The sequence below is a fragment of the Bacillus cereus group sp. MG4 genome (assembly GCF_040460055.1).
In the GTDB taxonomy this organism is placed as follows: Bacteria; Bacillota; Bacilli; order Bacillales; family Bacillaceae_G; genus Bacillus_A; species Bacillus_A wiedmannii.
Genome location: NZ_JARVGZ010000001.1, coordinates 2,642,450 through 2,665,378 on the forward strand (window position 1 = coordinate 2,642,450; position 22,929 = coordinate 2,665,378).

Consider the following 22,929-nt stretch of genomic DNA (forward strand, 5'->3'; position numbering starts at 1 on the left):
CTCACAGCAAATGCTGTGAGCTTTTTTATACTTACTTCGTTGAATCTCTAAATTGGATACGGTGAGGTAAGATAACAGTGTGATCTTCCACTTTTTCTTTGTTCATATACTTTGTTAATAGACGCATTGCTACTGCACCGATATCATACATTGGTTGTACAACTGTTGAAAGTTGCGGACGAACCATTAATGCAAGGCGTGTATTATCGAAACCAAGTACTTCTACATCAGTTGGTACGTTTAATCCAGCGTCTTGTGCTGCATGGATTACACCTAATGCCATTTCGTCAGAAGATACGAAGATTGCTGTTGGCTTTTCATCACTGCTCCAAAGCTTTTCGAATGCTTCGATACCTGAATCATATGTGTAATCTCCATCGATTATAAGATTTTCATCATATGAAATACTTGCTTCTTCTAAAGCTTTTTTATAACCTTGTAACTTCTTCGCGCTTCCTGCTTTATTAATGAAAGGACCAGAGACGAAACCGATACGCGTATGTCCTTGCTCAATAAAGTGCTTCATTGCGTCGTAAGCTGCTTGCGTGTAATCAATATTTACTGATGGCGTTTCATTTTGCTCATCAAATGACGCTGCTAATACGATTGGTACTGGAGACTTTTTGAATTCTTCAATGTGAATGTCTGTAATATCTTCACCCATGAAAACAATTCCGTCCACTTGTTTTCCAAGCATCGTATTTAATAAATGGAACTCTTTCTCTTTGTTTTGGTCAGAGTTACTTAAAATGATGTTATATTTGTACATTGTTGCGATATCTTCAATTCCACGAGCAAGTTCTGCATAAAACGTATTTGAGATATCAGGAATAATAACACCTACTGTAGTTGTCTTCTTACTTGCTAGTCCACGTGCTACCGCATTTGGGCGGTACCCTAAACGATCAATTGCTTCTAATACTTTCTTTCTTGTTGTAGGCTTTACATTTGGATTACCGTTCACTACACGAGACACGGTAGCCATTGAAACGTTTGCTTCACGCGCTACATCATAAATTGTTACGTTCATCTCATCGCACACTCCTTCTATTTTTGTTATCTATTTTTATGTATCGGTTACTTGAATGAAAAAAAGACATCAACTCTATTTGCAGATGCCACCAATCGTCCCGAGTTCTTCCTTTTACTAATGATACGATAAAAACGCAGGCTCATACAATATTTTCCCGCAAAAGTTTCGAAAAAATTCGCTTCTTTTCTCGTATTTTCGTATTTTTTATGAAAAAAAGGGCATTTTTTGTAAAAAAATAGATATTTCATAAGTAAAGACCCTATTTTAAGCAGTACGATAGTAAATGAAATTTATATCGGCGATTTTTCGAATATATCGATCACAACTCGAAATATATGAGCGATTTTCCAAATATATCGACCACAACTCCAATTATATCAGCGATTTATATATATCGACTTACCGACAGAAACCGACAATGATATTCATTTGATACGCGCTGGATTTGTGCTGGCAATAGAAGGTCACATCGCCCTCTAGAATGCGTTACATCGACAACGACAGGTAAATATGTGTTTCTTTCTTTAAAATCGGCACAGCGGAAGTATGAAGCATATCACGCGTCGCTCTTTCATATGTGTGAATACCTCTTTCGAATTCCTATACGTTACTTTTTAAAATAACTTATTATAAGCAATAAATCCCTCTCAGCAAACAACGTACACTTTCATTTACAATAAAAAAAGACAGTTTAAACACTGTCTTTTTTTACAAGAAGGAAACAAACGGCTTATCGCTGTTTTTCTCTTTTATAATAATTGCCTCGATTTTACTCTCAGACTTTATCTGCAATTGTACTTTCGCATCTTTAGGTAATTTCTCTAACATACTTTGAGCAGCCATTTGGGTAAGGGCCATTAATTCTGTTTTACCGTTGTATTTAATAACAATATTCATATTCAATGCATCCATTTGATTTTTCTTATAAGAAACCTTAGCATTTACTGGGATAAAGTCTCCAGTAGAAAAACCTTTCATTGCATCAGCAAATTCAGTTATTTTTGTATTATCTTCTCCATGTGCTTGTTTAAATTCATCAGAAGGATATGAATACGCTTGTTCATCGATCGTACTCCAATTTCCAATGTTCGTATCATTCTTTTGAACGGTAGCACTAGCAATATACGTACCATTTTTTAAAGAACTTGTACTTTCTTGCTTAAAGATAGCAAACGTAATTGGAGATTTATTATACTTGTCATTTTTATTAATCGCTTCAATAAGTTGCTTGGCAACTTCCGTCCCCTTAGACATTGCTTCTTCATTCGATACACTTGAAGACATTGCTAACCCAATCACTACACCAGATAAACTTAATTCATTTGAATTCTGCTTCCCGAAATAGTCTTGTTCTATAATATTTGTCAAAATTGGCGCTTCTACTTTTGCGACTAGTTCATCAACTAACTTCTCTGGGATATATTGACTTAATTGCAGTACATGACTTTCTGTATCAAATTGCTGCGCTGCAATATTCATTAAACCATTTTCATACTCTGCTAAATCTAATTTAGAATTTGTTTTTATATTAGCTGTATTTATAACCTTTTGTTCTTTTAAAGGAATTACAGTTCTATAATAATCTTTCGAAACAGCAGTTCTCGGAATCATGCTTTTTTCTTTCGTATCCTTCTGTATAACTTCATCCTTCTTACTAATCGTATTATTACTACAAGCTCCCAGTAATAAACTTACGACCGCGAAGGATAATGCCATTTTCTTCATTACTTAAAACCTACTTTCAACAATCTAGTTATTTAATTTGAACTATTAACAGTGTACCATTAAATATATTTCAACAAAAACAAAAAAAAGAAGCAAGCACCTTTAGCTTGCTTCTTTTTACTTAATATTCTCTTCTAAAGCGTCTTTTTTAATGTTCCAATGAGACGTATTCCATACTACCATCCCATCTTTTATGTATAACACTTGCGGAGATTCATGTTTAATGCTGTACTGTTCTGCAACACGATTCGAAACATCTCTCGCATCTTGTACGTATAAGTAATACGCTGGTACTGCTCTTTCTTCACTACAATACGCTTGAAATTCTGTATATGCACCATGACTGATCGGGCATGTCGTACTATGTTTAAAAAGAACGTAAGGCTCGTTTTTTTCTACTAATACTTCAAGCTCTTCAATTGCTTCAATTTTTGTCATATTCATCACGATTCACCTCTCATGCGAAGTCTAGAGCGCTTTTCTTTCTTTTCAGCTTTTTTCTCAAGTCTTTCTAATTTACGCTCTTCTTTTTCAACCTTTTTCTCTTGTCTTGATGCACGATAATGGTTGTATACTTCAATTGCTGCGCTGCTCCACTGTACAACTTGCGCTACTTTATCTGCATTGTTTTCAATTTCGTCCGTAACAGACTCTGATACATTACGAAGTTTCGTATTTAAAGAATGGATTGTCGTTCCAATTCCATCTACACCCGATACTACTTTATTTAATGATTGTGACTTCTGTTGAATGTCATCAGCTAACGCATTTGTTTTATGTAATAATTGCTCCGTCTCTACGCTAATCCCTTGCATTTGCTTTTCTAAACCTTCTAACGTGCTTGCAACGTTTTCTAACGTCTTTTGAACCGATAACAACGTTCTGCATACATACACTACTAATACAGCGAAAGCAACCGCGATAATAGCTGCACTTACATATAAAAGAACTTGCATTTCATCACTTCCTTTATCTTTTTCATACTTTCCCCTATTATACAATCATTTTCCGTTTCGTTCTAATCCCTATCTTTTCATTAGAATTTTCATACTTATTCGTTAACTTTAACATAAATGATTCAACAAATTCCACTAAGTAGGTTACAATAGGGAAGGATACATAATTAGTAGGGAGGCTTTACATATGAAAGATCCACGCATTGAAAAGTTAGCATACAATTTAATTAACTACTCTATCCGCTTACAAAAAGGCGAAAAAGTATTAATTGAAAACTTTGGCTTACAAAAAGAACTTGTAACTGCACTTGTAAAAGAAGCATATGCAGCTGGTGGTTTCCCATTCGTTTCTTTAAAAGATCATCAAGTAGATCGCTCTTTATTAATGGGGGCTACTGAAGAACATTTTGAACAAATCGCTGCATATGAAGCAAGCGTAATGAAAGATATGGACGCTTATATCGGTCTTCGCTCTGGCGATAACATTAACGAACAAGCTGACGTGCCAAGTGAAAGAATGCAAATTCACGGTCAAACAGTTGGTAAGAAAGTTCATAGAGACATCCGCGTTCCGAAAACGCGCTGGGTTGTTCTTCGCTACCCAAATGCTTCTATGGCGCAGCTTGCTAAAATGAGCACAGAAGCTTTCGAAGACTTCTACTTCGAAGTTTGTAACTTAGACTACGGTAAAATGGATAAGGCAATGGATAGCCTTGTTACATTAATGAATAAAACAGATAAAGTTCGCCTAACTGGCCCTGGAACTGACTTAACATTCTCTATTAAAGACATTCCAGCTATTAAATGCTCAGGTCATTTAAACATTCCAGACGGTGAAGTATACTCTGCACCAGTTCGAGATTCTGTTAACGGTACAGTTTCTTACAACACACCATCTCCTTACAACGGTTATACATTTGAAAATGTACAACTTAAATTTGAGAACGGTCAAATCGTTGAAGCAACTGCAAACGATACAGAACGTATTAACAAAATCTTCGATACAGACGAAGGCGCGCGCTTCGTTGGTGAGTTCGCAATCGGCGTAAACCCATACATCTTACATCCAATGGGAGACATCCTATTCGATGAAAAAATCGATGGCAGCTTCCACTTCACTCCTGGACAAGCTTACGACGATGCATGGAACGGCAACAACTCGAACATTCACTGGGATTTAGTATGCATCCAGCGCCCTGAATACGGCGGCGGCGAAATTTACTTCGACGACGTACTAATCCGTAAAGACGGACGCTTCGTTGTATCTGAACTAGAAGCTTTAAACCCAGAGAACTTAAAATAATGAAAAACGCTCGGAATTTTCTCCGAGCGTTTTTTTTAATACTTTAATAAGTCTTTCGCCACATCTTCTGGCACTTTAAAACTCATCTTCTTATTTTTCATTTCAACTTCGACATAAGGGACATCTTTATATACTGTCATTGTACCAATTTCATGTAACTCTTTTTTATCTTTACTCGACTCTGATAATTTTGGTGTATCTTCTTGATACATTTTAAATGTTTTCTCTTGCGGAGTATCTAAAGGAGCCGATCGCATTTCCCACTTATCCATTTTCATGACGTCAAACAGCTTTTCAATTTCTTTCTTATCGGTAATTACTTTTTTATCACTTGAATCTGTAAGTGATTCAATCTCAACCTTTTGTGCCTTTTCAAAGTTCATATCGGCCTTTTCCTTCTTCGCACTACACCCTATTAAAAGAACGGATGCGGTTAGCAGAAGTAAAAATAACATAAGGACTTTTTTCATTTCTAATCCTCCTAATTACATAGAACTACTTTTCTCGCTTTTTGTTTGCTGAAAATGAAAATAATATAAAAGCGCCACTGCAATAGTACCTATTAATATTGGTACATATAGAGGCAGATCCCATTTTATATATACTCTAGTGCAACCAACAAGCACAAACAAAATTTCTAAACAGAATAAAGGTTTTACATATTTCATTTCTTACCTACCATTTCTATTTTCACATTTGGGTTCTCTTTCTCAATAAGCGCCAAAAATTCATTCATATGTTGCGGTATCACAACCATATGTACTTTATACGCATTCGTCGTAATTTCAAGATATTTTCCAACTTGACGAATAATTCTTATCTCTTTCAATACGATATCGTCATTTAAAATGCCGTACTTTAATACACCATTTTCTACTTTATGCTTTTTAATAAATACTTCCCAAACGAGTGGTACATTTACAAGAAAACATAAACCCATTCCAATCAACGCTGACATCCACTGCTCTTTATTAGCGACAACCATGACAAGTGGGTACACAAACATAAAAACTAACGTGAGACAAACGAAAATTACTACCGATTTACTTCTTTGAATCGGAAAGTTCATACACGCACCCCCCAACCTAAATTATACCACTTTTTCCATTTTAGTTCATAAAAAAAGGCCATTTCTGAATGACCTTCTTAAACGATATATTTATAGAATTTCTTATCTACCTGTAACACTGGAAAACTTTTTGGCAACTCGTCTATACTCACACTTTGGAAATTATTCTTTTCATAAAAGCGATGCGCTGCTAAAAATTTCACTGTCGTTCCTAAGTAAATATCTTTCAGCTTTTTATTCTCAGCCCACGAAATTGCTGTTTGGAGCAACTTATATGATGCGCCCCACTCTTTTCCGCGAAATTCTTTTTTTACAAACATTTTTCTTAACGCTACTTGCTGATTCTCAATATCTAATAAAGCTACTGTTCCAACTACTTTATCATCATAAGTTGCTACCCAAAAGTTTCCATGATTCCTTTGATAAAATGTTTCTATTTCAAGCTGGTCTGGCTGCTCTTCTTTCGTAATGGGGACATTGTACTCTTTTTGCTGAATATGAACGATAAGATCTACTACTTCATCTTGAAACGTACTTTCATACGGAATAATGCGTATCTTCTCGTTCATCGAATCTCCTTCCACTCTGATGCTAGTAAACTATATACAGCGATATCGTGAAAATGATCATATAGCCATTCATCATCTCTTAAAATACCATCTAACTTAAAACCTAAACGCTCTGGAATAGCGCGGCTTTTCACATTTTCAACACCGCATCTAATTTCTATTTTATTTAATTTTAAATTTTCAAATGCATAGTGAAGTACAGCTTTCACGCTACGCGTCATAATACCTGTCCCACCAGCATCTTCTGCCAGGTAATATCCGAGACTGGCCGCTTTCTTCCCCCAGCTTACTGGATGAATGCCCACCATCCCAACTAGCTTTCCTTTATAACGTATGCCACTTTCAAAACCGTCACCCTCTGCAAACTTCTTTAACCACATCGGACAAATTTCATCATACGCACCAGCAGATTTCATCCCATCTACCCAAGGAAGCCATCTTCGTAAATGATTACGGTTTTGGTCTATTAATTGATATAGTTCCTCTTTATGATGCTTCTCTAATAACTGTAATTCGATTTCGTCGTCTACTCGGAGTGTGAACATGTTTTTTCGTCCCCTTTTATTTTTCTTATTATTCTAACATTTCTAGGTATAAAATGTTAAATATTCACACTTTTTTCGGTTTTATATAAGAATAACAACTATATATGATTGATATCTAGATATGAATCATATATAGTTAAAGTATGGAAAAAAATGATAATTTTACAATTCAATTACGTAAAGGTGTTTTTGATCTCGCTATTTTGTCTTTAATAAGTAAACAACCTATGTACGGATACGAAATTACAAGTGCCTTACAAGATATCCCTGTGTTTCATATCCCGAACGGTTCGATTTACCCTATATTAAATCGAATCACGAAAAACAATTGGGCTGTTTCCTATTGGGAAGAGTCCGGTGATGGCCCAAAAAGAAAATACTATCGAATTACAGACGAAGGGAGAGAAATTTTAAATAGTCGCTTACATGATTATGATGCAGTGTATCAAGCTCTAATGTTACTAGCTAAAGGAGAGGATAAAAAATGAACAAGGAACAATTCTTTTCAAATGAACTCATTGCTTCTTTCTTACACGATCTTCATAAAGGGTTAACGAACTTACCTACATCAGCAAGAGAACAACATGTGCTAGAAATCAAATCCGATTTATACGAAAATGCATTAAGTAAAGAAAGTGAAGGGATACCATTAGAAACCATCCCTTCACAAGTGATTGAAGAATTTCTTCCTCCAAAAGAATTAGCACAGGAAATTACAGTAGAATATACAGACGTTATTCAAAATACACAGCAATCTACAAATACATTTATTAAATATTATTCCGGCCTATCTATCGGTCCACTTGGCGCTCTATCAGTTCCTATCGTATTAGGTTTCATCAATATTTCAGCTAATTTACCATTTGTACTAGCTTTTATTGCAAGCAACATTTGGTTTATCTGTAGAGAAAATCATTGGAATACAGACTTATTAAAATACTTTAAAACAATAATTTCCATTAGCTCAAGGCTTTTAATCGCACTTCCATTTGCATTTTTCGCGATTCGAATTATGATAACAAAACAATTCGATATGTTTTCATTCTATTATTTAATTGGATATGTACTTGTTAGTTCACTATATATCGTCTTATTAAAACAACTCTACAAAAAGAATAAACAATACCAACATATCAACGCTTTTTAAAATATATCAAACACAACAAAAAAGACGCACAGCCACAGCTATGCGTCTTTTCTATTACTTCTCTGCAACTTGCACTTCTTTTACGTAAGCTGCTTCGAATTTTTGGATGTCTCCTGCGCCCATGAAAATTAGAACGCCGTTTTTATGTTTCTTTAATACATCCGTTGTTGTATCTGTAATTAGTTCTGCACCGTCAATACGCTTTTGCAGATCTTCGATTGTTAATTCACCTTTGTTTTCGCGTGCTGATCCGAAAATATCACATAAGTATACTTGGTCAGCTTTGCTTAAGCTTTCAGCGAACTCATCTAAGAACTTTTCTGTACGTGAGAATGTATGTGGCTGGAATACAGCGACAACCTCACGCTCTGGATGTTTTTGACGAGCTGCTTCAATCGTTGCATTAATTTCTGTCGGATGGTGTGCGTAGTCATCGATGATAACTTGCTCCCCCATTGGCTTTTCATTAAAGCGACGTTTTACGCCTTCAAAAGTTGTTAATTGATGCTTCACTGCTTCTACATCAACGTTTTCATAATGGCAAAGCGCGATTACTGCTAATGCATTTAATACGCTGTGGTTGCCGTATCCTGTAATTTTGAACGTGTCATAGTACGTATTACGAACGAATACATCGAAAATAGTACCATCTGTTCTCTTTTGAATGTTACGTGCTTGGAAATCATTATCTTCTCCAAATCCATAGAAAATAACAGGTACTTTCGCTTGAATTTTTTGAAGTTCTTCATCATCTCCACATGCAATAATACCTTTTTTCACTTGCAATGCCATCTCTTGGAATGCATTGAATACATCGTTGATATCTGAGAAATAATCTGGATGATCAAAATCAATGTTTGTCATAATTGCATAGTCTGGATTGTAAGACAAGAAATGACGACGATACTCACAAGCTTCAAATACAAAATACTTACTATTTTCTACCCCATGCCCTGTTCCATCTCCAATGAGGTAAGATGTAGGATGTGCACCTTGCATTACATGGGCTAACAAACCAGTTGTTGATGTTTTTCCATGTGCTCCAGTTACAGCAACACTTGTGTATTGGTTCATAAGATCACCTAAGAAGTGATGGTAACGATGTACTGGGATGTTTAATTCTTTTGCTGCTACAATTTCTTCATGCGTATCAGGAAATGCATTTCCTGCAATAATCACTTGTCCTTCTTTTACATTACTTTTATCAAAAGGAAGAATCGAGATACTACGCTTTTCCAACGCTGTTTGTGTAAAGAAACGCTTTTCATAATCAGACCCTTGAACAGTATGCTTCATGTCATGAAGAATTTGCGCTAATGAACTCATTCCTGTTCCTTTAATTCCTACAAAATGGTAAACTGTCATCTTAAAGAACCTCCAACATTTCGAACTAATACAACGGCCTATCTATAAGACAGTATATGAATCTTTTCTTATTTTGGTAATCATCATACATTTTTGATGTAGTGAAGTTATTCTTTCCCTTCACTTATCAGGATAAACTCGTACGTACTTCTTTTTTATGTCCATAACAAATCCATTATAGCAAAAAAGAAGCCGCTATACTATGATAACAGAAAAACTGATAGGGTCAATCACCTATCAGTTTTTCTCTCTTTTACATATCTTCTCTTTTTTCTAATTGAACACTCTCTAAACGTGGGTTTGGACGATATTTACGACCAGCTTTCGCTTCTGGTTTTCCATTTAATTCTACGTTATCACCAGTAAAGCCAATATTCATTTTTAATAAGCTACTTCCTACTCCGTATATATCAACAGGTACGTTTTGAGCTTCAAATTCACGAATACGCTTCTCATCAAATCCACCAGTTACAACGATGTCTACATGCTGGAATCCTTCTTCATCAAGTGCTTTACGAAGTGCGAATACAAGCGATGGGTTTACACCACGTGGATCGAATGTTCCAAGTACTTCTGGGTGGCGAATGAAGTATTGATCAATCATCGTGCGCGACGTATCTACACGTACACCTTTTAATGTTGATCCAAATTCACGCGCTACGCGAAGTGCATCTGTAATGACATCATTGTTGTAATCAATTAATACAACTAATTCATCTTCTGGGAATTTCTTATGATATGCTTTTGCCGCTTCCACAACATCACCATTAAACATTTGAATTAATGCGTGAGGCATTGTCCCCATACCACTTCTGCCCCACCATTCATTCATCGCATGCGTCGCTTGTGCGCTCATACCTCCGATGTATGCTGCATAACCGTCACCAGCTTGTTGCGTATAATGATCGTCACGATCTCCCATGAAAATAACTGGTTTTTCTTTATCTACGCTACGCGCAGCTTGGACAACGTTATATACGTTTGTCGCAACTGATGTACGACGGGCTAAAATCCCATCAATGACACCTTCTAAAAATCCGAAATTTTCATAAGGACCATGAATTGTTAACACTGTTTCAAACGGACTAATATTATCGCCATCTTTTAAAGAGTTAATCTCAAGTTCCTCAGGATTTTTGGCGAATGTTTGTAGCAACGCAATCACTTCATCTGTTCCGCAAAGAACTGCATTTTCCTTTTGGAAAAATTGCATCGTCACAACACTTTTCGGGCGAAATTCTTCAATGATTTCTCTAGTCTTTAAAAAGTAAACGGCAGAGAACCAACCTTCTCCAACACGTTCGTCAAATTTAAATGTTCTATTTGTTAGTCTATTTATTTCACCTTTTAATTTTAATTCAATTTCTTTCATGTCGCTTTACTCCCTACTTTACTATCCAACATTTTCTATTAGTATACAGCAAAACCGTTTACTATACATTTGTTTCCTGCATAGCAGCGAATTCATCCTCAGAAATAAGGACATCTCTCGGTTTCGTTCCTCTTCCTTCAGAAATAATCCCTTGCGATTCCATCTCTTCAATGAGACGTGCCGCGCGATTATAACCGATGCGGAATTTTCGCTGTACAGAAGATGTGGACGCTCCCCCTTGTTCTACAACAAATTGACATGCATCAAAGAACAATTCGTCTTCCGACTCAGCTTGTTCTGTTTTCGCTAATAAATCCTCTTGCTTAAATAAGTAATTCGGCTTCATTTGCTTTCTCACATGATCAACTGTTTTCTCAATCTCATCATCCGATACATATACACCTTGTACACGAACTGGTTTAGACGTACCGTTTCCTAAAAATAGCATATCACCACGGCCAAGTAATTTCTCCGCGCCCCCAATATCAATAATCGTACGCGAATCAACTTGAGATGATACAGTAAACGCAATACGCGTTGGAATGTTTGACTTAATTAAACCTGTAATAACATCTACAGACGGACGCTGCGTTGCTACTAATAAATGAATACCACAAGCACGTGCTTTTTGCGCAATACGACAAATCGCTTCCTCAACATCACCAGGTGCTACCATCATTAAATCGGCTAACTCGTCAATGACAATAACGATATAAGGTAATGTCTCTCCTGGAATTTCTCGCCCACTTACAATCGTATTATAACGAGTTAAATCACGAGCACCAGCGTGCGCAAACAATTCATAACGACGCTCCATTTCTTCAACCGCCCACTTTAATGCAGCTGTCGCTGCTTTTACATCCGTAATAACAGGTGCTACAAGATGTGGAACAGAATTGTATGGTGCAAGCTCAACCATCTTCGGATCGATTAACATTAACTTCACTTCATGCGGTTTCGCTTTATATAAAATGCTCGTTAAAATTGCGTTAATGCACACACTTTTACCAGAACCCGTTGCACCTGCAATAAGTCCATGTGGCATTTTTCGAATATCCGTTACAATTGGATCGCCTGAAATATCAAGTCCTAGCGCAACTGTAAGCGGTGATTCGCTCTTTGTAAACACAGGACTTCTTAAAATTTCACGAAGAAATACTGGCTTACTTTCTTTATTTGGAACTTCGATTCCAATCGCACTCTTCCCTGGAATCGGTGCTTCAATACGAATATCTTTCGCTGCTAAACTCAGTTTAATATCATCACTTAAGTTTGTAATTTTATTTACTTTCACACCTGGGTCTGGCTGTACTTCAAAACGAGTTACCGCTGGACCTTGTGATACGTTAATAACATGTGCACCAACGTGGAAATTATTAAATGTTGTATCTAATAATTCTTTCTGTTCATCCAACCATTCCGTATTATCTAACGCTGCCTGCTGCGGAATTGACAACAATGTTAATGGCGGAATTGCGTATGTCGGTGGTGTTTGCAATACATTTCGCATATCGTTCTCTCTTTGATTTACAACATATGCTTTCTCTTGTACTTCCGTACTTGAAGTTGGCTTTTGTACTTGCTCTACCACTACTTGCTGCATTGATTTCTCTTCCACTTGTGGTTCTACTACCTCTTGTTGCACTGGTTGTTCTTCCACTCGTGATTCTACCACTACTTGCTGCATTGGTTTCTCTTCCACTCGTGATTCTACCACTACTTGCTGTATTGGTTTCTCTTCCACTCGTGATTCTACCACTACTTGCTGTATTGGTTTCTCTTCCACTTGTGGTTCTACTGCCACTTGTTGCATTGGTCTTTCTTCCACTTGTTGTTCCACTACTACTTGCTGCATTGGCTTTTCTTCCACTTGTGGCACTGGTGTTTCTTCTACTTGTTGGACAGGCTTATTCTCTACTCGTTCACTCATAGAAGGTTGCATTGCATTTACTCTAGCCGCATGTCTTTCCATTAATCGCGTTCTGTCTTGTTTCAACATAACAACATTAAATGGGACATGGCGCTTTTTCTCACGTTTTGGTTCTTCTTTTTGTACAATTGGTTGCTCTTCTGAGACCGGTGTTTCCTCTACAACTTGTCGTTCTTCTGCAATCAGTGCTTTTTCTACAACTCGTTGTTCTTCCGCAATCGGCGCTTCTTCTACAACTCGTTGCTCTTCCGCAATCGGTGCTTCTTCTACAACTTGTTGTTCTTCTGCAATCAGTGCTTCTTCTGCAACTGGTGCTTCCTCTACAACTCGTTGCTCTTCTGCAATCGGTGCTTCTTCTACAACTTGTTGTTCTTCTGCAATCAGTGCTTCTTCTGCAACTGGTGCTTCCTCTACAACTCGTTGCTCTTCTGCAATCGGTGCTTCTTCTACAACTTGTTGTTCTTCTGCAATTAAAACATCCGCAAAGCTTTGAACATCTTTCTTCGCTTGTTCTTCAGCCTCTGCAACATGTATGAATTCATTCGTTTGTTCAATTGCTTCATTTAAAACCATTTCTTGCTGTGTTTCCTCAAGTGCTACAGGTTCTGCTTCTTCTGGCGCTTCCGTTTCCGCAATTACTTCCACTTCTTCTGACTCTTCTGTTTCTGCAATTACTTCCACTTCTTCTGATTCTTCTGTTTCTGCAATTACTTCCACTTCTTCTGATTCTTCTGTTTCTGCAATTACTTCCGCTTCTTCTTGTGCTTCTGTTTCCGTAATTACTTCTGCTTCTTCTTGTGCTTCTGTTTCCGTAATTACTTCTACTTCTTCTGACTCTTTTGTTTCCGCAATTACTTCCACTTCTTCTGGCTCTTCTGTTTCTGCAATTACTTCCACTTCTTCTGACTCTTCTGTTTCTGCAATTACTTCCACTTCTTCTGACTCTTCTGTTTCTGCAATTACTTCCACTTCTTCTGACTCTTCTGTTTCTGCAATTACTTCCACTTCTTCTGACTCTTCTGTTTCTGCAATTACTTCCGCTTCTTCTGGTGCTTCTGTTTCCGTAATTACTTCTACTTCTTCTGACTCTTTTGTTTCCGCAATTACTTCCACTTCTTCTGGTGCTTCCGCTTCTGCAATTGCCTCCACTTCTTCTTGTATTTCCACGACGATTGTTTCTTCAAGTTTTTCTTCTGCTTTGACAATCACTGATTCTTCTGGAGCTTGCTTTTCTACTTCAATAGTAGGTTGTTCTATTTCTGTATTGCGTTTAGTTTCTTCTGATAATATTGTATCCTCGTGCTCTACTTTAGAATCTACTAATTCTGTTTGTAGAATGTTTTTGGCCACTACATCACTTTCTTGCTTAGCATCTTCCATACGCTCAGCAATTGTTTGATGAGGTACTTCACCCGCTGGAACTGCCTGCTGTGCACTAATTTCTTGAACCACTTCTTTTTCTACTATAGGCTCTTGGCGTTCAATTTCATAACCGTTTTTCTCTAGCCATTGATCGACAACTGACTTTTCTTCCTTTTTACTTTGTTGATCTCGCTGATCAACGCCTTCATGACTGGAAGAAGTCGTTGCTTGTCCTTCTGAGAAATCAGATAATGTATATCCTTTTTTCTCTAGCCATGCATCAACGACTGATTTGCCCTCTACAGATATTTCAAGGTCTTCTCTTTCCTTTTCTTCCTCCTGCTTTTCTACCTTTTTCTCTACAGAAGGACGATTATATCCGTAAATTGGCGAAATCATTTCTGTTGGACGAAATGGTCTACGGTTACTTTCTTGCGAAGGTGCAGATGCCTTTTTTACGACAGGCTCTCGCTCCGGTTCATATTGTACTTCCGGCTCTTCATATGTAGAAACTACCTGTTCCACATACTGTCGTCTACTTCTTTCCACTTTGATTCCTCTTTGAGTAGGCTGATTTTCATATGTTACAACTTGAACAGGTTGTTCTTCAAAATGCCCTGTTGCTATAACATCCTCTTCATCGAACCCATTATCCGGTACTAATGGAAAACGGCATTTACCTGCATTCCTACTTGCCATTTGTGCTTCTCTTGCTTCAGTATAGTGGTTTACACGAGGAATTTTCGACTGACTTTCGATTTGCTTTGATACTTCTTTATTCATCGCTGTTTGTTCTTCCTCTTTGTTAAACAGCTTTTTCATCCAATCTAACATGCTTACCACTCTTTCTACTAAATAGTAACATCCTTTATTGTATCAGCATTCGGCAAAAAGTGCAGGTAAAATTAAGCATGTCATATTTATCCATAATATTCTAATTTACGAGTGTTTTCATATAGAAAAACGCAGCCTTACATGTAAGACTGCGTTTAAGCTTTGCTCTTCCGATATTCCTCTACACTATCCGTTACACTTTGCAATAAAGAATTTACATACTGTGGGTCAGATAATTTTTTATCTTCTTCAGGATTTGACATAAATCCAAGTTCTAATAGTACGCCAGGAACCTTTGCCCAATTAAATCCAGAAAGGTCATCCCTGAATTTAATTCCATTTACTTTCACTTGATGATTCTCTCTCATTTTATTTACAATCGTTTGAGAGATTTGAAGACTTTCAGCATAAATGTCTTTCGTGTACGGACTTCCTTCTGCCGGCGTTAATACAGCAAATCCACTTTGATTCGGATTTTCAGAACCATCTGCATGAAGACGTAAAAACAAATCCGCCTTATGATCATTCGCAAATGTCGCGCGTTCTTTATTACTTATATCCACATCTTGTGACGTTCTCGTCATTAATACTTGTATTCCCTTTGCTTCTAACTTTTCTTTTAATACGGAAGCCATTTCTAATACAAGAACAGCCTCTCTTTTTTTCGTCGCAACACCAGTTGTACCATCTGTCACTTTATATTTTTGCGTCGTTGCTCCTGGCCCAATCGGCTCTAAATTTAAATTTGCTTTTTGTTGATGCCCCGGATCAATAACAACAAGAAACTTTCCTTGTTTTTCATTACTCTCTACTTTTTGTTCATTATTTTGCAGCAGTTGCTCAGCTGGCTGCACTGGCGTAGCTTCCTCTTTCTTTTCTTCAGCCAGCACTTCCTCCTGCTTCTGCTCCACTTGCTCATTCGTTTGAACTGCTTGCGGTTCTTCATTCTTTTCTTGTTCTTTTTGCTGCTTTTCTACCGGTGCGTCTTCCTTGTTATCTTTGTTTTTTTCCTGCATAGAAGATGTTACTTCTTTTTTCGGCTCTTCTTGCGAACAACCTCCCATATATATTCCAATGAATGCAATCATACTCATTATCTTTATATACTTCATACTTTTCTCCCATCACTTTGCACCGATCTCAAAGTTTTTCTTATAATTGTTTTATAATCTCATCCATATTTCCAATATGAACGGGTTGCCACGTTTCTGTACCACGCTCTGCGGTATAGACTAGATAAGCATCATCAACTACATTTACGAAAACAGGATCCCCCATATCTGTTTCATATCCGATAACAATCCATTCCTCTTTCCATTTTCCACTTTCTTCACTTAATAATGAATTTTTATGTTTATCATATCGATAACCGATTTGTCCTTTTTCTAATTCATTTTCGCTAAACAAATATATTTCATAGGAACCTAGTTCGATATCTTGCTGTTTTGAAGTTTCAATTCGTTTCAGAAGTTCTGCGATTTTTAGTTGTTTTTTCATACGTCTATCCCTTTCTATTTTTCTAAATTTTAACTAGTTTGTTTATAAAATACAATATAGTTTTTGAGAAAAAAGGTGACACCCTTATATTATGAACGATTTTTTGAATATATCTGTCACAACTCGCAATATATCAATGATTCAACAGAAAAGAGAGGCTGTCCAAAAGGACAACCTCTCTTTTCTTACATCAATTAAAATTTGAATTCTTGTCCAACTTCAAAGCTATCTTCTAATACAAGAATACCTTTTTCTTGTGGAGCATCTGGAAGCTCTAATTCACGTGCCGAGCAAATCATTCCAGAAGAAGGAACACCGCGAAGTTCAGCTGGTTTAATTAGCATACCGCTTGGCATTACAGCGCCAATTTTTGCAACGACAACTTTTTGTCCTGCATCAACGTTCGGTGCGCCACATACGATTTGTAATGTTTCTGTACCGATTTCTACTTTACAAATGTTTAACTTATCAGCATTTGGATGCTTCTCTTTTTCAGCTACATAGCCTACAACAAATTTTGGAGAAAGATCTGCTTCTACTGTTTCTTCAAAGCCGTTCTTCGCTAAAATTCCGTTGATTTTTTCTACAAATTCTTTCGTTAATGTTAAGTTACCTGTTTCTTTTACTTCTAAGTAAGAAGACGCATTAAAGATGTTGAACCCTGCTGTTACATTGCTTTCACGATCGTATACGCGTGCAACATCTCCTTTGCGATCAAAAGTACGGTTCTCTAAAGTAATATCTTGTAAGGCAACAATTAGAGTGTCACCAATTCCTTCAAGGTTGTAAAAAACGTTCACTTCGTTCATCCTTTCTCTTTTCCATCTGTCTTCTTCCGATTTTTCGCTAAAATAAAGATTGGCTCGAAGTCTCCATCTTCATATACGAATGAAAGTGATGTAATCGGAACATGCCCTTCGGCAAAAAATTTCATTGTCATTTGTGCAATAATATCATAACCGATTTCGTTGACGATATCAGCAATAATTAATACATCTTGGTGAGGAACAGCAACAACCATGTCACCAGAAATCTTTTCACGCATCGATTGTAGTAACGATTCGTTTAAAATACGCGTCGCATCATACCCATCATTTGTGTTTAAAAAGTAGAATGTATTCCCTGCTACTGTTTCTTGTTTAAATTCATAACCTAATGAGCGAGCGTTGAATAATGCCATTTCACGCACTTGTTGCTCTGTAAGTTCTAATTTTTGTAATAGACGCTCATCAATGAGTCGATACGTTTTATTCGAATCTAACGCGTAGTAAATACGTGTTTCCGCCGTATGATCCGTCATAATAAACGGATTTCCTTCTTCTGCTTGTTTCGGGAAAGAAGTAGAGCGAATAACAGGTAAAATTTTCGCTGCGCTATTTTCTTCTTTATGCATCGCAATTAACGCTTCTTGTACGTAATAAGCAACCTCTTCAATTGCTTTTTCTTTGTTCACTTCCCATTTTGCCACAACTCCTGGAAGCGATACGTTAATACCTTTTTTCGAGTCTTTTTGTTCTATACGTAGAACTTCTTTCTCGCTATCATACTGAAAGTCCCATTCTGGGCGAGATAATTTCTTCATTAACTCGTCTTTCATCTTTTTACTTGTCATCTTCATCTCTTGTTCCTCCCTTCCAAAAAAATAACCTCCCCCGCGAAGGTAGAGGTTGTTTTACAATTCAATTGGCAAATTGCCTTATTTTAAACCTTCAATGAACTCTTCGATTTGTTCTTGTGTTTTACGATCTTTGTTTACATAGCGACCTGTTTCTTCACCCTTATTGTACGCTACAAAGCTCGGAATGCCAAATACGTCTAATTTTACGCATAGATCAATAAACTCATCACGATCTACATAGTAAAATGAGAAATCACTATATTTCTCTTCTACTTCTGGCATAAACGGGTCTACAAAACGGCAGTCTGGGCACCATTCTGCTGAGAACATAAAGACTACATTCTCTTCATTTTTCAATTGTTGGAATTGCTCCATGCTTTCTAATGATTTCATCTATATTTCCTCCTCTAACGAGTGCATTTTTTCATGTTATAATCTTTCTTTTATACTACCATACATCGCGCATGGTGCAAGGTTTATGCTTGCTTTTCGTCATACTTATATTGCCCAACAAGTAACTTAACAACGTGTACAAATAATTCTGTGCGGTCGACATAATCATCTGTAAAAATACCGATAGCACCTTCGTGACTACGAATATCTTTTCTCTGTACAAACTCTTCCATCACTTCACTTAACTCCTTGCCATCTTCAAGAGGTGCTAAAAAATCATCTGGTAACTTAATACGTGCACCGCCTGCAACGAATGTTTTACCGGTACTTGTTGCTAGCGCGCCCCAGTTACACATAAATAAACCGTGCTCCGTTTTCATTACGCCACCTTCTAATCCAATACCAATTTGAGCTTCTCCTTCTTGTAGCGCTCGCTTCGCCCTATTAACCGCTCCTTGCATCGTCTCTTCATCTGTAAACGGCTGGTTTGCTACCCCTGAAGGAACAGAAAGAGATGTAATTGTAACATCTTTCCAAACCTTCTCCACAGCACCAACTTTCGTTTTATTCTTCGATCCAACTACTACTTTCATTTCGTTCACCTCTATAAAAATTTATCATTTTGTTCCATCCAATATCCGCTTCGGCACAAATTAAGTACCAACCACTATCACACACCACAGTGGAATCCCTTCTACCTATAAAAGAAGATGACTTTCCGCAATATTATTGATCCTAAACAAAAAAAAACAGGCTTCTTCTTTCTTCCTACCCGCGGTCTTAATACACCATTCGAGCACCTATTAAGCACTAACCGCCACCACACACCGCTGGTTCATCTATTCAACCTAAAAAAAGAAGGGTTTTTCGCCCTTCTTCTCCTACGCGTTATTCTTAATTGTCTCTAACGTCGTTTTATCCGTTGCTCTTACAAGCTTCGTAATGAGTTCTTTTGCTGCCGCATAATCATCAACATGTAAAATAGAAGCATGTGTATGAATGTAACGTGCGCAAACACCAATTACTGCTGATGGGATACCTGAGTTACTTGTATGTACACGGCCCGCATCTGTACCACCTTGTGAAATAAAGTATTGGTACGGAATGTTGTGTGTTTCTGCTGTATCTAAAATGAATTCGCGCATTCCTCTATGTGTTACCATCGTACGATCATAAATACGAAGAAGGGCACCTTTTCCTAATTGACCGAACTGCGTTTTATCACCAGATGCATCGTTTGCTGGACTTGCATCAAGCGCATAGAAAATGTCTGGTTGAATCATATTTGCAGCAGTTTGTGCACCGCGAAGACCAACTTCTTCTTGTACAGTCGCACCAGAGTATAATGTGTTTGGTAATGTTTCGTCTTTTAATTCTTTTAATAATTCGATTGCAAGGCCACATCCGTAACGGTTGTCCCAAGCTTTCGCCATAATTTTCTTTTCATTTGCCATCGGCGTAAACGGACAGATTGGCACGATTTGTTGTCCTGGTTTTACACCAATCTCAATCGCATCTTCGTAGCTATCTGCACCTATATCAATTAACATATTTTTTATATCCATCGGTTTTGCACGTTGCGCGTCACTTAATAAATGAGGAGGAATAGAACCAACAACCCCAATAACAGGACCATTCTTCGTCATAACTTGTACACGTTGCGCTAATAACACTTGACTCCACCAGCCGCCTAACGTTTGAAAACGAAGCATCCCGTTTTTCGTAATTTGCGTAACCATGAAACCTACTTCATCCATATGACCTGCTACAAGAACACGTGGGCCAGTTTCGTCCCCTTTTTTCAGACCAAATACGCTACCTAAACCGTCTTGCACAATTTCATCCGCATATTTGCTTAATTCTTGCTTCATAAAACGGCGTACATCATGTTCGAAACCTGATGCACCTTGTAATTCTGTTAACGTACGAAATAATTGTAATGTCTCTTTATTCACGAAGTCCCCTTCTTTCAAACCTTAGTAGAATACCTCTTTTATTGTAACGAAATTTTCGAAATGTTTCTAGTTTCTTCTTTTTTAGCTGTATTTGCTTTATAATTATTATTGGTACACTATTTTTATTTTATAGAATTGAGGTGAATATATGAGCTGGAAAGGTTTAGTAGCAGGTCTTGGCGTTGGGTTCGCAGCTGGTTATCTTGTTGCAAACAAAGTACAAGAACAATCCCATATTTCTTCAGAAAAAGCATTGAAAATGGTGAAACAAGCATTAAGTCATAAAGGTGAAATTACTGGCTCTTGGGTACATATGGTTCCAGAGACATTTGAAAAATATGATGTCGCATACGAAGTTTATCGTGGCGGTCTTACAACGATGTTAGATGATATACAAGAACGATTTGAATTTTTAGTTGATGCTAAAACAGGTACTGTTTTAGAGGTTATAGCAGCATAAAAAGGAGGGTTCCCATTAGGTGAACCTCTTATTTTTTAATTGTGGATAGTAATTGAAATTATATGGGCGATTTTCCGAATATATCGACTTACCGACAAAAACGACAATAATAAAAAGGCTGCTCCAACAGACTTCTGGAACAACCTCCTATTTTTATGCTTCTACACTCGTTTTCCGCTCTATTTTTTCTACAATATGCCCTTCCTCATTCCATTTTACTGCACGGTAATATGCGTCATGATAAAAAGTAAACCATGCTCCTTTTTCAGCGCCGTACTCCATCCACTTTTGCTTATTTTCAATTGATGTCATTGGATAATCATCGTATGCCATTACCCATAGTATATTTTGATGTGCGTGCGTCGGCAATAGGTCTGCTAAATGAAGCATCGTTTCACCTTTGCTTTCTAAAGCAATAACTGCATGTCCATCACTATGACCACCTGTATGCGCCATTTTTATTTCATCCGTAATTTCTATTTCTTGCTGGAATGTAACAACTTGATCTACAATCGGCTCCCAATTTTCCTTCCAATATGTATTGCGTGACCTGATATTTGGGTTCCTCATTTCATTCCATTCCGTTTCGCTTACGTAAACTTTCGCATTCGGAAACGATGGTACAAGGTGATCACCTTCCCATTTCGTTAAACCAGATGCATGATCAAAATGCAGGTGTGTCATTAAGACGTACTGAATATCTTCAGGTTTTAAATCTAGTTTTTCTAATGATTTATAAACCGATGACTCTTCTGTTACACCTTGATTTCGCTTCATCTTCTCATTCAATTTACCGTTTCCTATTCCGGAATCAATGAGCATATTACCGTCTTTCGTTTGCAAAAGTAACGGATCTGTTCGTAAATAAATATGATTTGTATCATTATGTTTATATTTACGTGACCAAAGCACTTTCGGTACAACACCAAACATTGCTCCTCCATCTAAATGTGTGTTCCCGCCTTTTAGCCACGTCACTTTTATATCTCCAATTTGTAACTGTTCCATTTTTCATCCCCCTTTCTTTTTAATATTAACATAAAATTCCGATTATTTTAGTTACAAAAAACCTATGCATTACTGCATAGGCTCTGTGCGATATTTTGCTTCAACTCGGTAAATACGATGACCTTTACTTGAGAATTTCTCTTCGTATTCTGTCATAATGTTTCCTTCATAATCACTATTATGAAGATCTAGGCTCAGGTAAGTTAATAACATACCATACTCAGCCATACTCATTAGAGAGTATTCAAATAAACCTTGGTTATCTGTTTTGAAATGAATTTCTCCGCCTTCTACTAACACTTCTTCATAATTGCGTAAAAATGTTTTATACGTTAAACGACGCTTCGTATGACGATTCTTCGGCCATGGATCTGAGAAGTTTAAATAAACGCGATCAATCTCACCTTTTGCAAAGAAAACTGTTAAATCTTCAGCATCTTTATTAATTAACTTTAAGTTCGGTACTTCTTCTTCAATTAATTTATCAAGTGCATCTACAACAACACTTGTGAATTTTTCAATTCCAATATAATTAATATGTGGATTTGCTTTTGCCATATCATACATAAAGCGGCCACGACCTGTACCTACTTCAATATGAATTGGTTGTTCATTTCCAAATACTTCTTTCCAGTTACCAGCGCGCTCCTCTGGGTTTCCGATTACAATATGTGAATACTCATTAATTCGATCCATTGCATATGGTTTATGTCTTAAACGCATAGATGTCTCCCTCTCTTTACATAGCTATTTTAAAGGAATAATTCCTTCTCTCTGTTTTAATCAAT

At 37.1% G+C, this 22,929-nt stretch carries 25 protein-coding genes and 1 pseudogene; 4 read left to right on the top strand and 22 right to left on the bottom strand.

The window, feature by feature from the left end; all coding sequences use genetic code 11:
- Nucleotides 1-31 precede the first annotated feature (31 nt).
- From ccpA to QCI41_RS13960, 5 genes and pseudogenes are all read right to left on the bottom strand, one after another.
- Entirely contained in the window at nt 32-1,030 is a 999-nt protein-coding gene (gene ccpA, locus QCI41_RS13940; RefSeq protein ID WP_001103310.1) for a catabolite control protein A, read from the bottom strand.
- Between the two features lie 454 nt (nt 1,031-1,484).
- A pseudogene (locus tag QCI41_RS13945) lies at nt 1,485-1,627 on the bottom strand (bifunctional 3-deoxy-7-phosphoheptulonate synthase/chorismate mutase); the annotation flags it as partial.
- Between the two features lie 114 nt (nt 1,628-1,741).
- Nucleotides 1,742-2,758, bottom strand: a complete 1,017-nt coding sequence (locus tag QCI41_RS13950; protein ID WP_353837275.1) for a CamS family sex pheromone protein — start codon at nt 2,756-2,758, stop codon at nt 1,742-1,744.
- 117 nt (nt 2,759-2,875) lie between these two features.
- Nucleotides 2,876-3,202 carry a bacillithiol system redox-active protein YtxJ gene (ytxJ, locus tag QCI41_RS13955; RefSeq protein WP_046956174.1) on the bottom strand — a complete coding sequence of 109 codons (327 nt, stop codon included), beginning with the start codon at nt 3,200-3,202 and terminating at the stop codon, nt 2,876-2,878.
- Nucleotides 3,202-3,714 carry a DUF948 domain-containing protein gene (locus QCI41_RS13960; RefSeq protein WP_048531826.1) on the bottom strand — a complete coding sequence of 171 codons (513 nt, stop codon included), beginning with the start codon at nt 3,712-3,714 and terminating at the stop codon, nt 3,202-3,204. The genes ytxJ and QCI41_RS13960 overlap by 1 nt, the downstream gene beginning before the upstream one ends.
- A 187-nt stretch (nt 3,715-3,901) precedes the next feature.
- On the opposite strand from QCI41_RS13960, the gene QCI41_RS13965 reads away from it, so the two are divergent.
- A complete protein-coding gene (locus QCI41_RS13965) occupies nt 3,902-5,017 on the top strand; it encodes an aminopeptidase (protein ID WP_000654737.1) in 1,116 nt (371 codons plus the stop codon).
- Nucleotides 5,018-5,052: 35 nt separating this feature from the next.
- Here QCI41_RS13965 and QCI41_RS13970 read toward each other — a convergent pair whose 3' ends face one another.
- The 5 genes from QCI41_RS13970 to QCI41_RS13990 all read right to left on the bottom strand — a co-directional run bounded on the left by QCI41_RS13970 (nt 5,053) and on the right by QCI41_RS13990 (nt 7,200).
- A complete protein-coding gene (locus tag QCI41_RS13970) occupies nt 5,053-5,487 on the bottom strand; it encodes a hypothetical protein (RefSeq protein WP_353837274.1) in 435 nt (144 codons plus the stop codon).
- A gap of 15 nt (nt 5,488-5,502) precedes the next feature.
- Nucleotides 5,503-5,685 carry a hypothetical protein gene (locus QCI41_RS13975; protein WP_353837273.1) on the bottom strand — a complete coding sequence of 61 codons (183 nt, stop codon included), beginning with the start codon at nt 5,683-5,685 and terminating at the stop codon, nt 5,503-5,505.
- Complete coding sequence (locus tag QCI41_RS13980) at nt 5,682-6,086, bottom strand: PH domain-containing protein (RefSeq protein ID WP_353837272.1); 405 nt, start codon at nt 6,084-6,086, stop codon at nt 5,682-5,684. Before QCI41_RS13980 ends, QCI41_RS13975 begins: the two co-directional genes overlap by 4 nt.
- Nucleotides 6,087-6,163: 77 nt before the next feature.
- Nucleotides 6,164-6,655, bottom strand: coding sequence for a GNAT family N-acetyltransferase (locus QCI41_RS13985; protein ID WP_353837271.1), 492 nt, complete (start codon nt 6,653-6,655; stop codon nt 6,164-6,166).
- Nucleotides 6,652-7,200, bottom strand: coding sequence for a GNAT family N-acetyltransferase (locus QCI41_RS13990; RefSeq protein WP_060486601.1), 549 nt, complete (start codon nt 7,198-7,200; stop codon nt 6,652-6,654). The genes QCI41_RS13985 and QCI41_RS13990 overlap by 4 nt, the downstream gene beginning before the upstream one ends.
- A gap of 143 nt (nt 7,201-7,343) precedes the next feature.
- Between QCI41_RS13990 and QCI41_RS13995 the strand changes: the two genes are divergently transcribed.
- Together QCI41_RS13995 and QCI41_RS14000 are read left to right on the top strand one after the other, a co-directional pair.
- On the top strand, nt 7,344-7,688 hold the full coding sequence (locus QCI41_RS13995) for a PadR family transcriptional regulator (protein WP_353837270.1): 345 nt from the start codon (nt 7,344-7,346) through the stop codon (nt 7,686-7,688).
- Nucleotides 7,685-8,347, top strand: coding sequence for an HAAS signaling domain-containing protein (locus tag QCI41_RS14000; RefSeq protein WP_353837269.1), 663 nt, complete (start codon nt 7,685-7,687; stop codon nt 8,345-8,347). Before QCI41_RS13995 ends, QCI41_RS14000 begins: the two co-directional genes overlap by 4 nt.
- 54 nt (nt 8,348-8,401) lie before the next feature.
- Here QCI41_RS14000 and murC read toward each other — a convergent pair whose 3' ends face one another.
- The 10 genes from murC to QCI41_RS14050 all read right to left on the bottom strand — a co-directional run bounded on the left by murC (nt 8,402) and on the right by QCI41_RS14050 (nt 20,673).
- Complete coding sequence (gene murC, locus QCI41_RS14005; protein ID WP_087985435.1) at nt 8,402-9,712, bottom strand: UDP-N-acetylmuramate--L-alanine ligase; 1,311 nt, start codon at nt 9,710-9,712, stop codon at nt 8,402-8,404.
- Between the two features lie 253 nt (nt 9,713-9,965).
- On the bottom strand, nt 9,966-11,084 hold the full coding sequence (locus QCI41_RS14010) for a nicotinate phosphoribosyltransferase (RefSeq protein WP_000658382.1): 1,119 nt from the start codon (nt 11,082-11,084) through the stop codon (nt 9,966-9,968).
- A gap of 61 nt (nt 11,085-11,145) precedes the next feature.
- Complete coding sequence (locus QCI41_RS14015) at nt 11,146-15,210, bottom strand: DNA translocase FtsK (protein ID WP_353837268.1); 4,065 nt, start codon at nt 15,208-15,210, stop codon at nt 11,146-11,148.
- A 155-nt stretch (nt 15,211-15,365) separates the two neighbouring features.
- Nucleotides 15,366-16,322 carry an N-acetylmuramoyl-L-alanine amidase gene (locus QCI41_RS14020; RefSeq protein WP_353837267.1) on the bottom strand — a complete coding sequence of 319 codons (957 nt, stop codon included), beginning with the start codon at nt 16,320-16,322 and terminating at the stop codon, nt 15,366-15,368.
- Nucleotides 16,323-16,362: 40 nt separating this feature from the next.
- The gene (locus QCI41_RS14025; protein WP_000744398.1) at nt 16,363-16,707 is read right to left on the bottom strand and encodes a hypothetical protein; all 345 of its coding nucleotides are present in this window, start codon (nt 16,705-16,707) and stop codon (nt 16,363-16,365) included.
- Nucleotides 16,708-16,901: 194 nt separating this feature from the next.
- The gene (gene ytpR, locus QCI41_RS14030; RefSeq protein ID WP_001006767.1) at nt 16,902-17,516 is read right to left on the bottom strand and encodes a YtpR family tRNA-binding protein; all 615 of its coding nucleotides are present in this window, start codon (nt 17,514-17,516) and stop codon (nt 16,902-16,904) included.
- Nucleotides 17,513-18,325 carry a DUF1444 domain-containing protein gene (locus QCI41_RS14035; protein WP_000784602.1) on the bottom strand — a complete coding sequence of 271 codons (813 nt, stop codon included), beginning with the start codon at nt 18,323-18,325 and terminating at the stop codon, nt 17,513-17,515. Before QCI41_RS14035 ends, ytpR begins: the two co-directional genes overlap by 4 nt.
- Before the next feature lie 78 nt (nt 18,326-18,403).
- Nucleotides 18,404-18,718: a thioredoxin family protein gene (locus QCI41_RS14040; protein WP_000838193.1), complete on the bottom strand. Its 315-nt coding sequence runs from the start codon at nt 18,716-18,718 to the stop codon at nt 18,404-18,406.
- A gap of 83 nt (nt 18,719-18,801) precedes the next feature.
- A complete protein-coding gene (locus QCI41_RS14045; RefSeq protein ID WP_000869958.1) occupies nt 18,802-19,311 on the bottom strand; it encodes a DUF84 family protein in 510 nt (169 codons plus the stop codon).
- A 288-nt stretch (nt 19,312-19,599) separates the two neighbouring features.
- Entirely contained in the window at nt 19,600-20,673 is a 1,074-nt protein-coding gene (locus tag QCI41_RS14050; protein ID WP_001031515.1) for a M42 family metallopeptidase, read from the bottom strand.
- A gap of 148 nt (nt 20,674-20,821) precedes the next feature.
- Between QCI41_RS14050 and QCI41_RS14055 the strand changes: the two genes are divergently transcribed.
- Complete coding sequence (locus tag QCI41_RS14055; RefSeq protein ID WP_000118541.1) at nt 20,822-21,133, top strand: PepSY domain-containing protein; 312 nt, start codon at nt 20,822-20,824, stop codon at nt 21,131-21,133.
- A gap of 153 nt (nt 21,134-21,286) precedes the next feature.
- Here the strand turns inward: QCI41_RS14055 and QCI41_RS14060 are convergent, their stop codons facing one another.
- Both QCI41_RS14060 and trmB read right to left on the bottom strand, forming a co-directional pair.
- Entirely contained in the window at nt 21,287-22,141 is an 855-nt protein-coding gene (locus tag QCI41_RS14060; protein WP_353837266.1) for a YtnP family quorum-quenching lactonase, read from the bottom strand.
- A 69-nt stretch (nt 22,142-22,210) separates the two neighbouring features.
- Nucleotides 22,211-22,864 carry a tRNA (guanosine(46)-N7)-methyltransferase TrmB gene (gene trmB, locus QCI41_RS14065; RefSeq protein ID WP_001239384.1) on the bottom strand — a complete coding sequence of 218 codons (654 nt, stop codon included), beginning with the start codon at nt 22,862-22,864 and terminating at the stop codon, nt 22,211-22,213.
- Between the last annotated feature and the right edge of the window lie 65 nt (nt 22,865-22,929).

Coding starts and splice junctions, on each gene's coding strand:
- QCI41_RS13990 (WP_060486601.1), bottom strand. CDS start 7,200: ATGTTCACACTCCGAGTAGACGACGAAATCGAATTACAGTTATTAGAG.
- QCI41_RS13995 (WP_353837270.1), top strand. CDS start 7,344: ATGGAAAAAAATGATAATTTTACAATTCAATTACGTAAAGGTGTTTTT.
- QCI41_RS14015 (WP_353837268.1), bottom strand. CDS start 15,210: ATGTTAGATTGGATGAAAAAGCTGTTTAACAAAGAGGAAGAACAAACA.
- QCI41_RS13980 (WP_353837272.1), bottom strand. CDS start 6,086: ATGAACTTTCCGATTCAAAGAAGTAAATCGGTAGTAATTTTCGTTTGT.
- QCI41_RS14045 (WP_000869958.1), bottom strand. CDS start 19,311: ATGAAAGTAGTAGTTGGATCGAAGAATAAAACGAAAGTTGGTGCTGTG.
- QCI41_RS14020 (WP_353837267.1), bottom strand. CDS start 16,322: ATGAAGTATATAAAGATAATGAGTATGATTGCATTCATTGGAATATAT.
- trmB (WP_001239384.1), bottom strand. CDS start 22,864: ATGCGTTTAAGACATAAACCATATGCAATGGATCGAATTAATGAGTAT.
- QCI41_RS14025 (WP_000744398.1), bottom strand. CDS start 16,707: ATGAAAAAACAACTAAAAATCGCAGAACTTCTGAAACGAATTGAAACT.
- ytpR (WP_001006767.1), bottom strand. CDS start 17,516: ATGAACGAAGTGAACGTTTTTTACAACCTTGAAGGAATTGGTGACACT.
- murC (WP_087985435.1), bottom strand. CDS start 9,712: ATGACAGTTTACCATTTTGTAGGAATTAAAGGAACAGGAATGAGTTCA.
- QCI41_RS14000 (WP_353837269.1), top strand. CDS start 7,685: ATGAACAAGGAACAATTCTTTTCAAATGAACTCATTGCTTCTTTCTTA.
- QCI41_RS14035 (WP_000784602.1), bottom strand. CDS start 18,325: ATGAAGATGACAAGTAAAAAGATGAAAGACGAGTTAATGAAGAAATTA.
- QCI41_RS13985 (WP_353837271.1), bottom strand. CDS start 6,655: ATGAACGAGAAGATACGCATTATTCCGTATGAAAGTACGTTTCAAGAT.
- ccpA (WP_001103310.1), bottom strand. CDS start 1,030: ATGAACGTAACAATTTATGATGTAGCGCGTGAAGCAAACGTTTCAATG.
- QCI41_RS13970 (WP_353837274.1), bottom strand. CDS start 5,487: ATGAAAAAAGTCCTTATGTTATTTTTACTTCTGCTAACCGCATCCGTT.
- QCI41_RS14010 (WP_000658382.1), bottom strand. CDS start 11,084: ATGAAAGAAATTGAATTAAAATTAAAAGGTGAAATAAATAGACTAACA.
- QCI41_RS14055 (WP_000118541.1), top strand. CDS start 20,822: ATGAGCTGGAAAGGTTTAGTAGCAGGTCTTGGCGTTGGGTTCGCAGCT.
- QCI41_RS13950 (WP_353837275.1), bottom strand. CDS start 2,758: ATGAAGAAAATGGCATTATCCTTCGCGGTCGTAAGTTTATTACTGGGA.
- QCI41_RS14040 (WP_000838193.1), bottom strand. CDS start 18,718: ATGAAATCATTAGAAAGCATGGAGCAATTCCAACAATTGAAAAATGAA.
- QCI41_RS13975 (WP_353837273.1), bottom strand. CDS start 5,685: ATGAAATATGTAAAACCTTTATTCTGTTTAGAAATTTTGTTTGTGCTT.
- ytxJ (WP_046956174.1), bottom strand. CDS start 3,202: ATGAATATGACAAAAATTGAAGCAATTGAAGAGCTTGAAGTATTAGTA.
- QCI41_RS14060 (WP_353837266.1), bottom strand. CDS start 22,141: ATGGAACAGTTACAAATTGGAGATATAAAAGTGACGTGGCTAAAAGGC.
- QCI41_RS13965 (WP_000654737.1), top strand. CDS start 3,902: ATGAAAGATCCACGCATTGAAAAGTTAGCATACAATTTAATTAACTAC.
- QCI41_RS13960 (WP_048531826.1), bottom strand. CDS start 3,714: ATGCAAGTTCTTTTATATGTAAGTGCAGCTATTATCGCGGTTGCTTTC.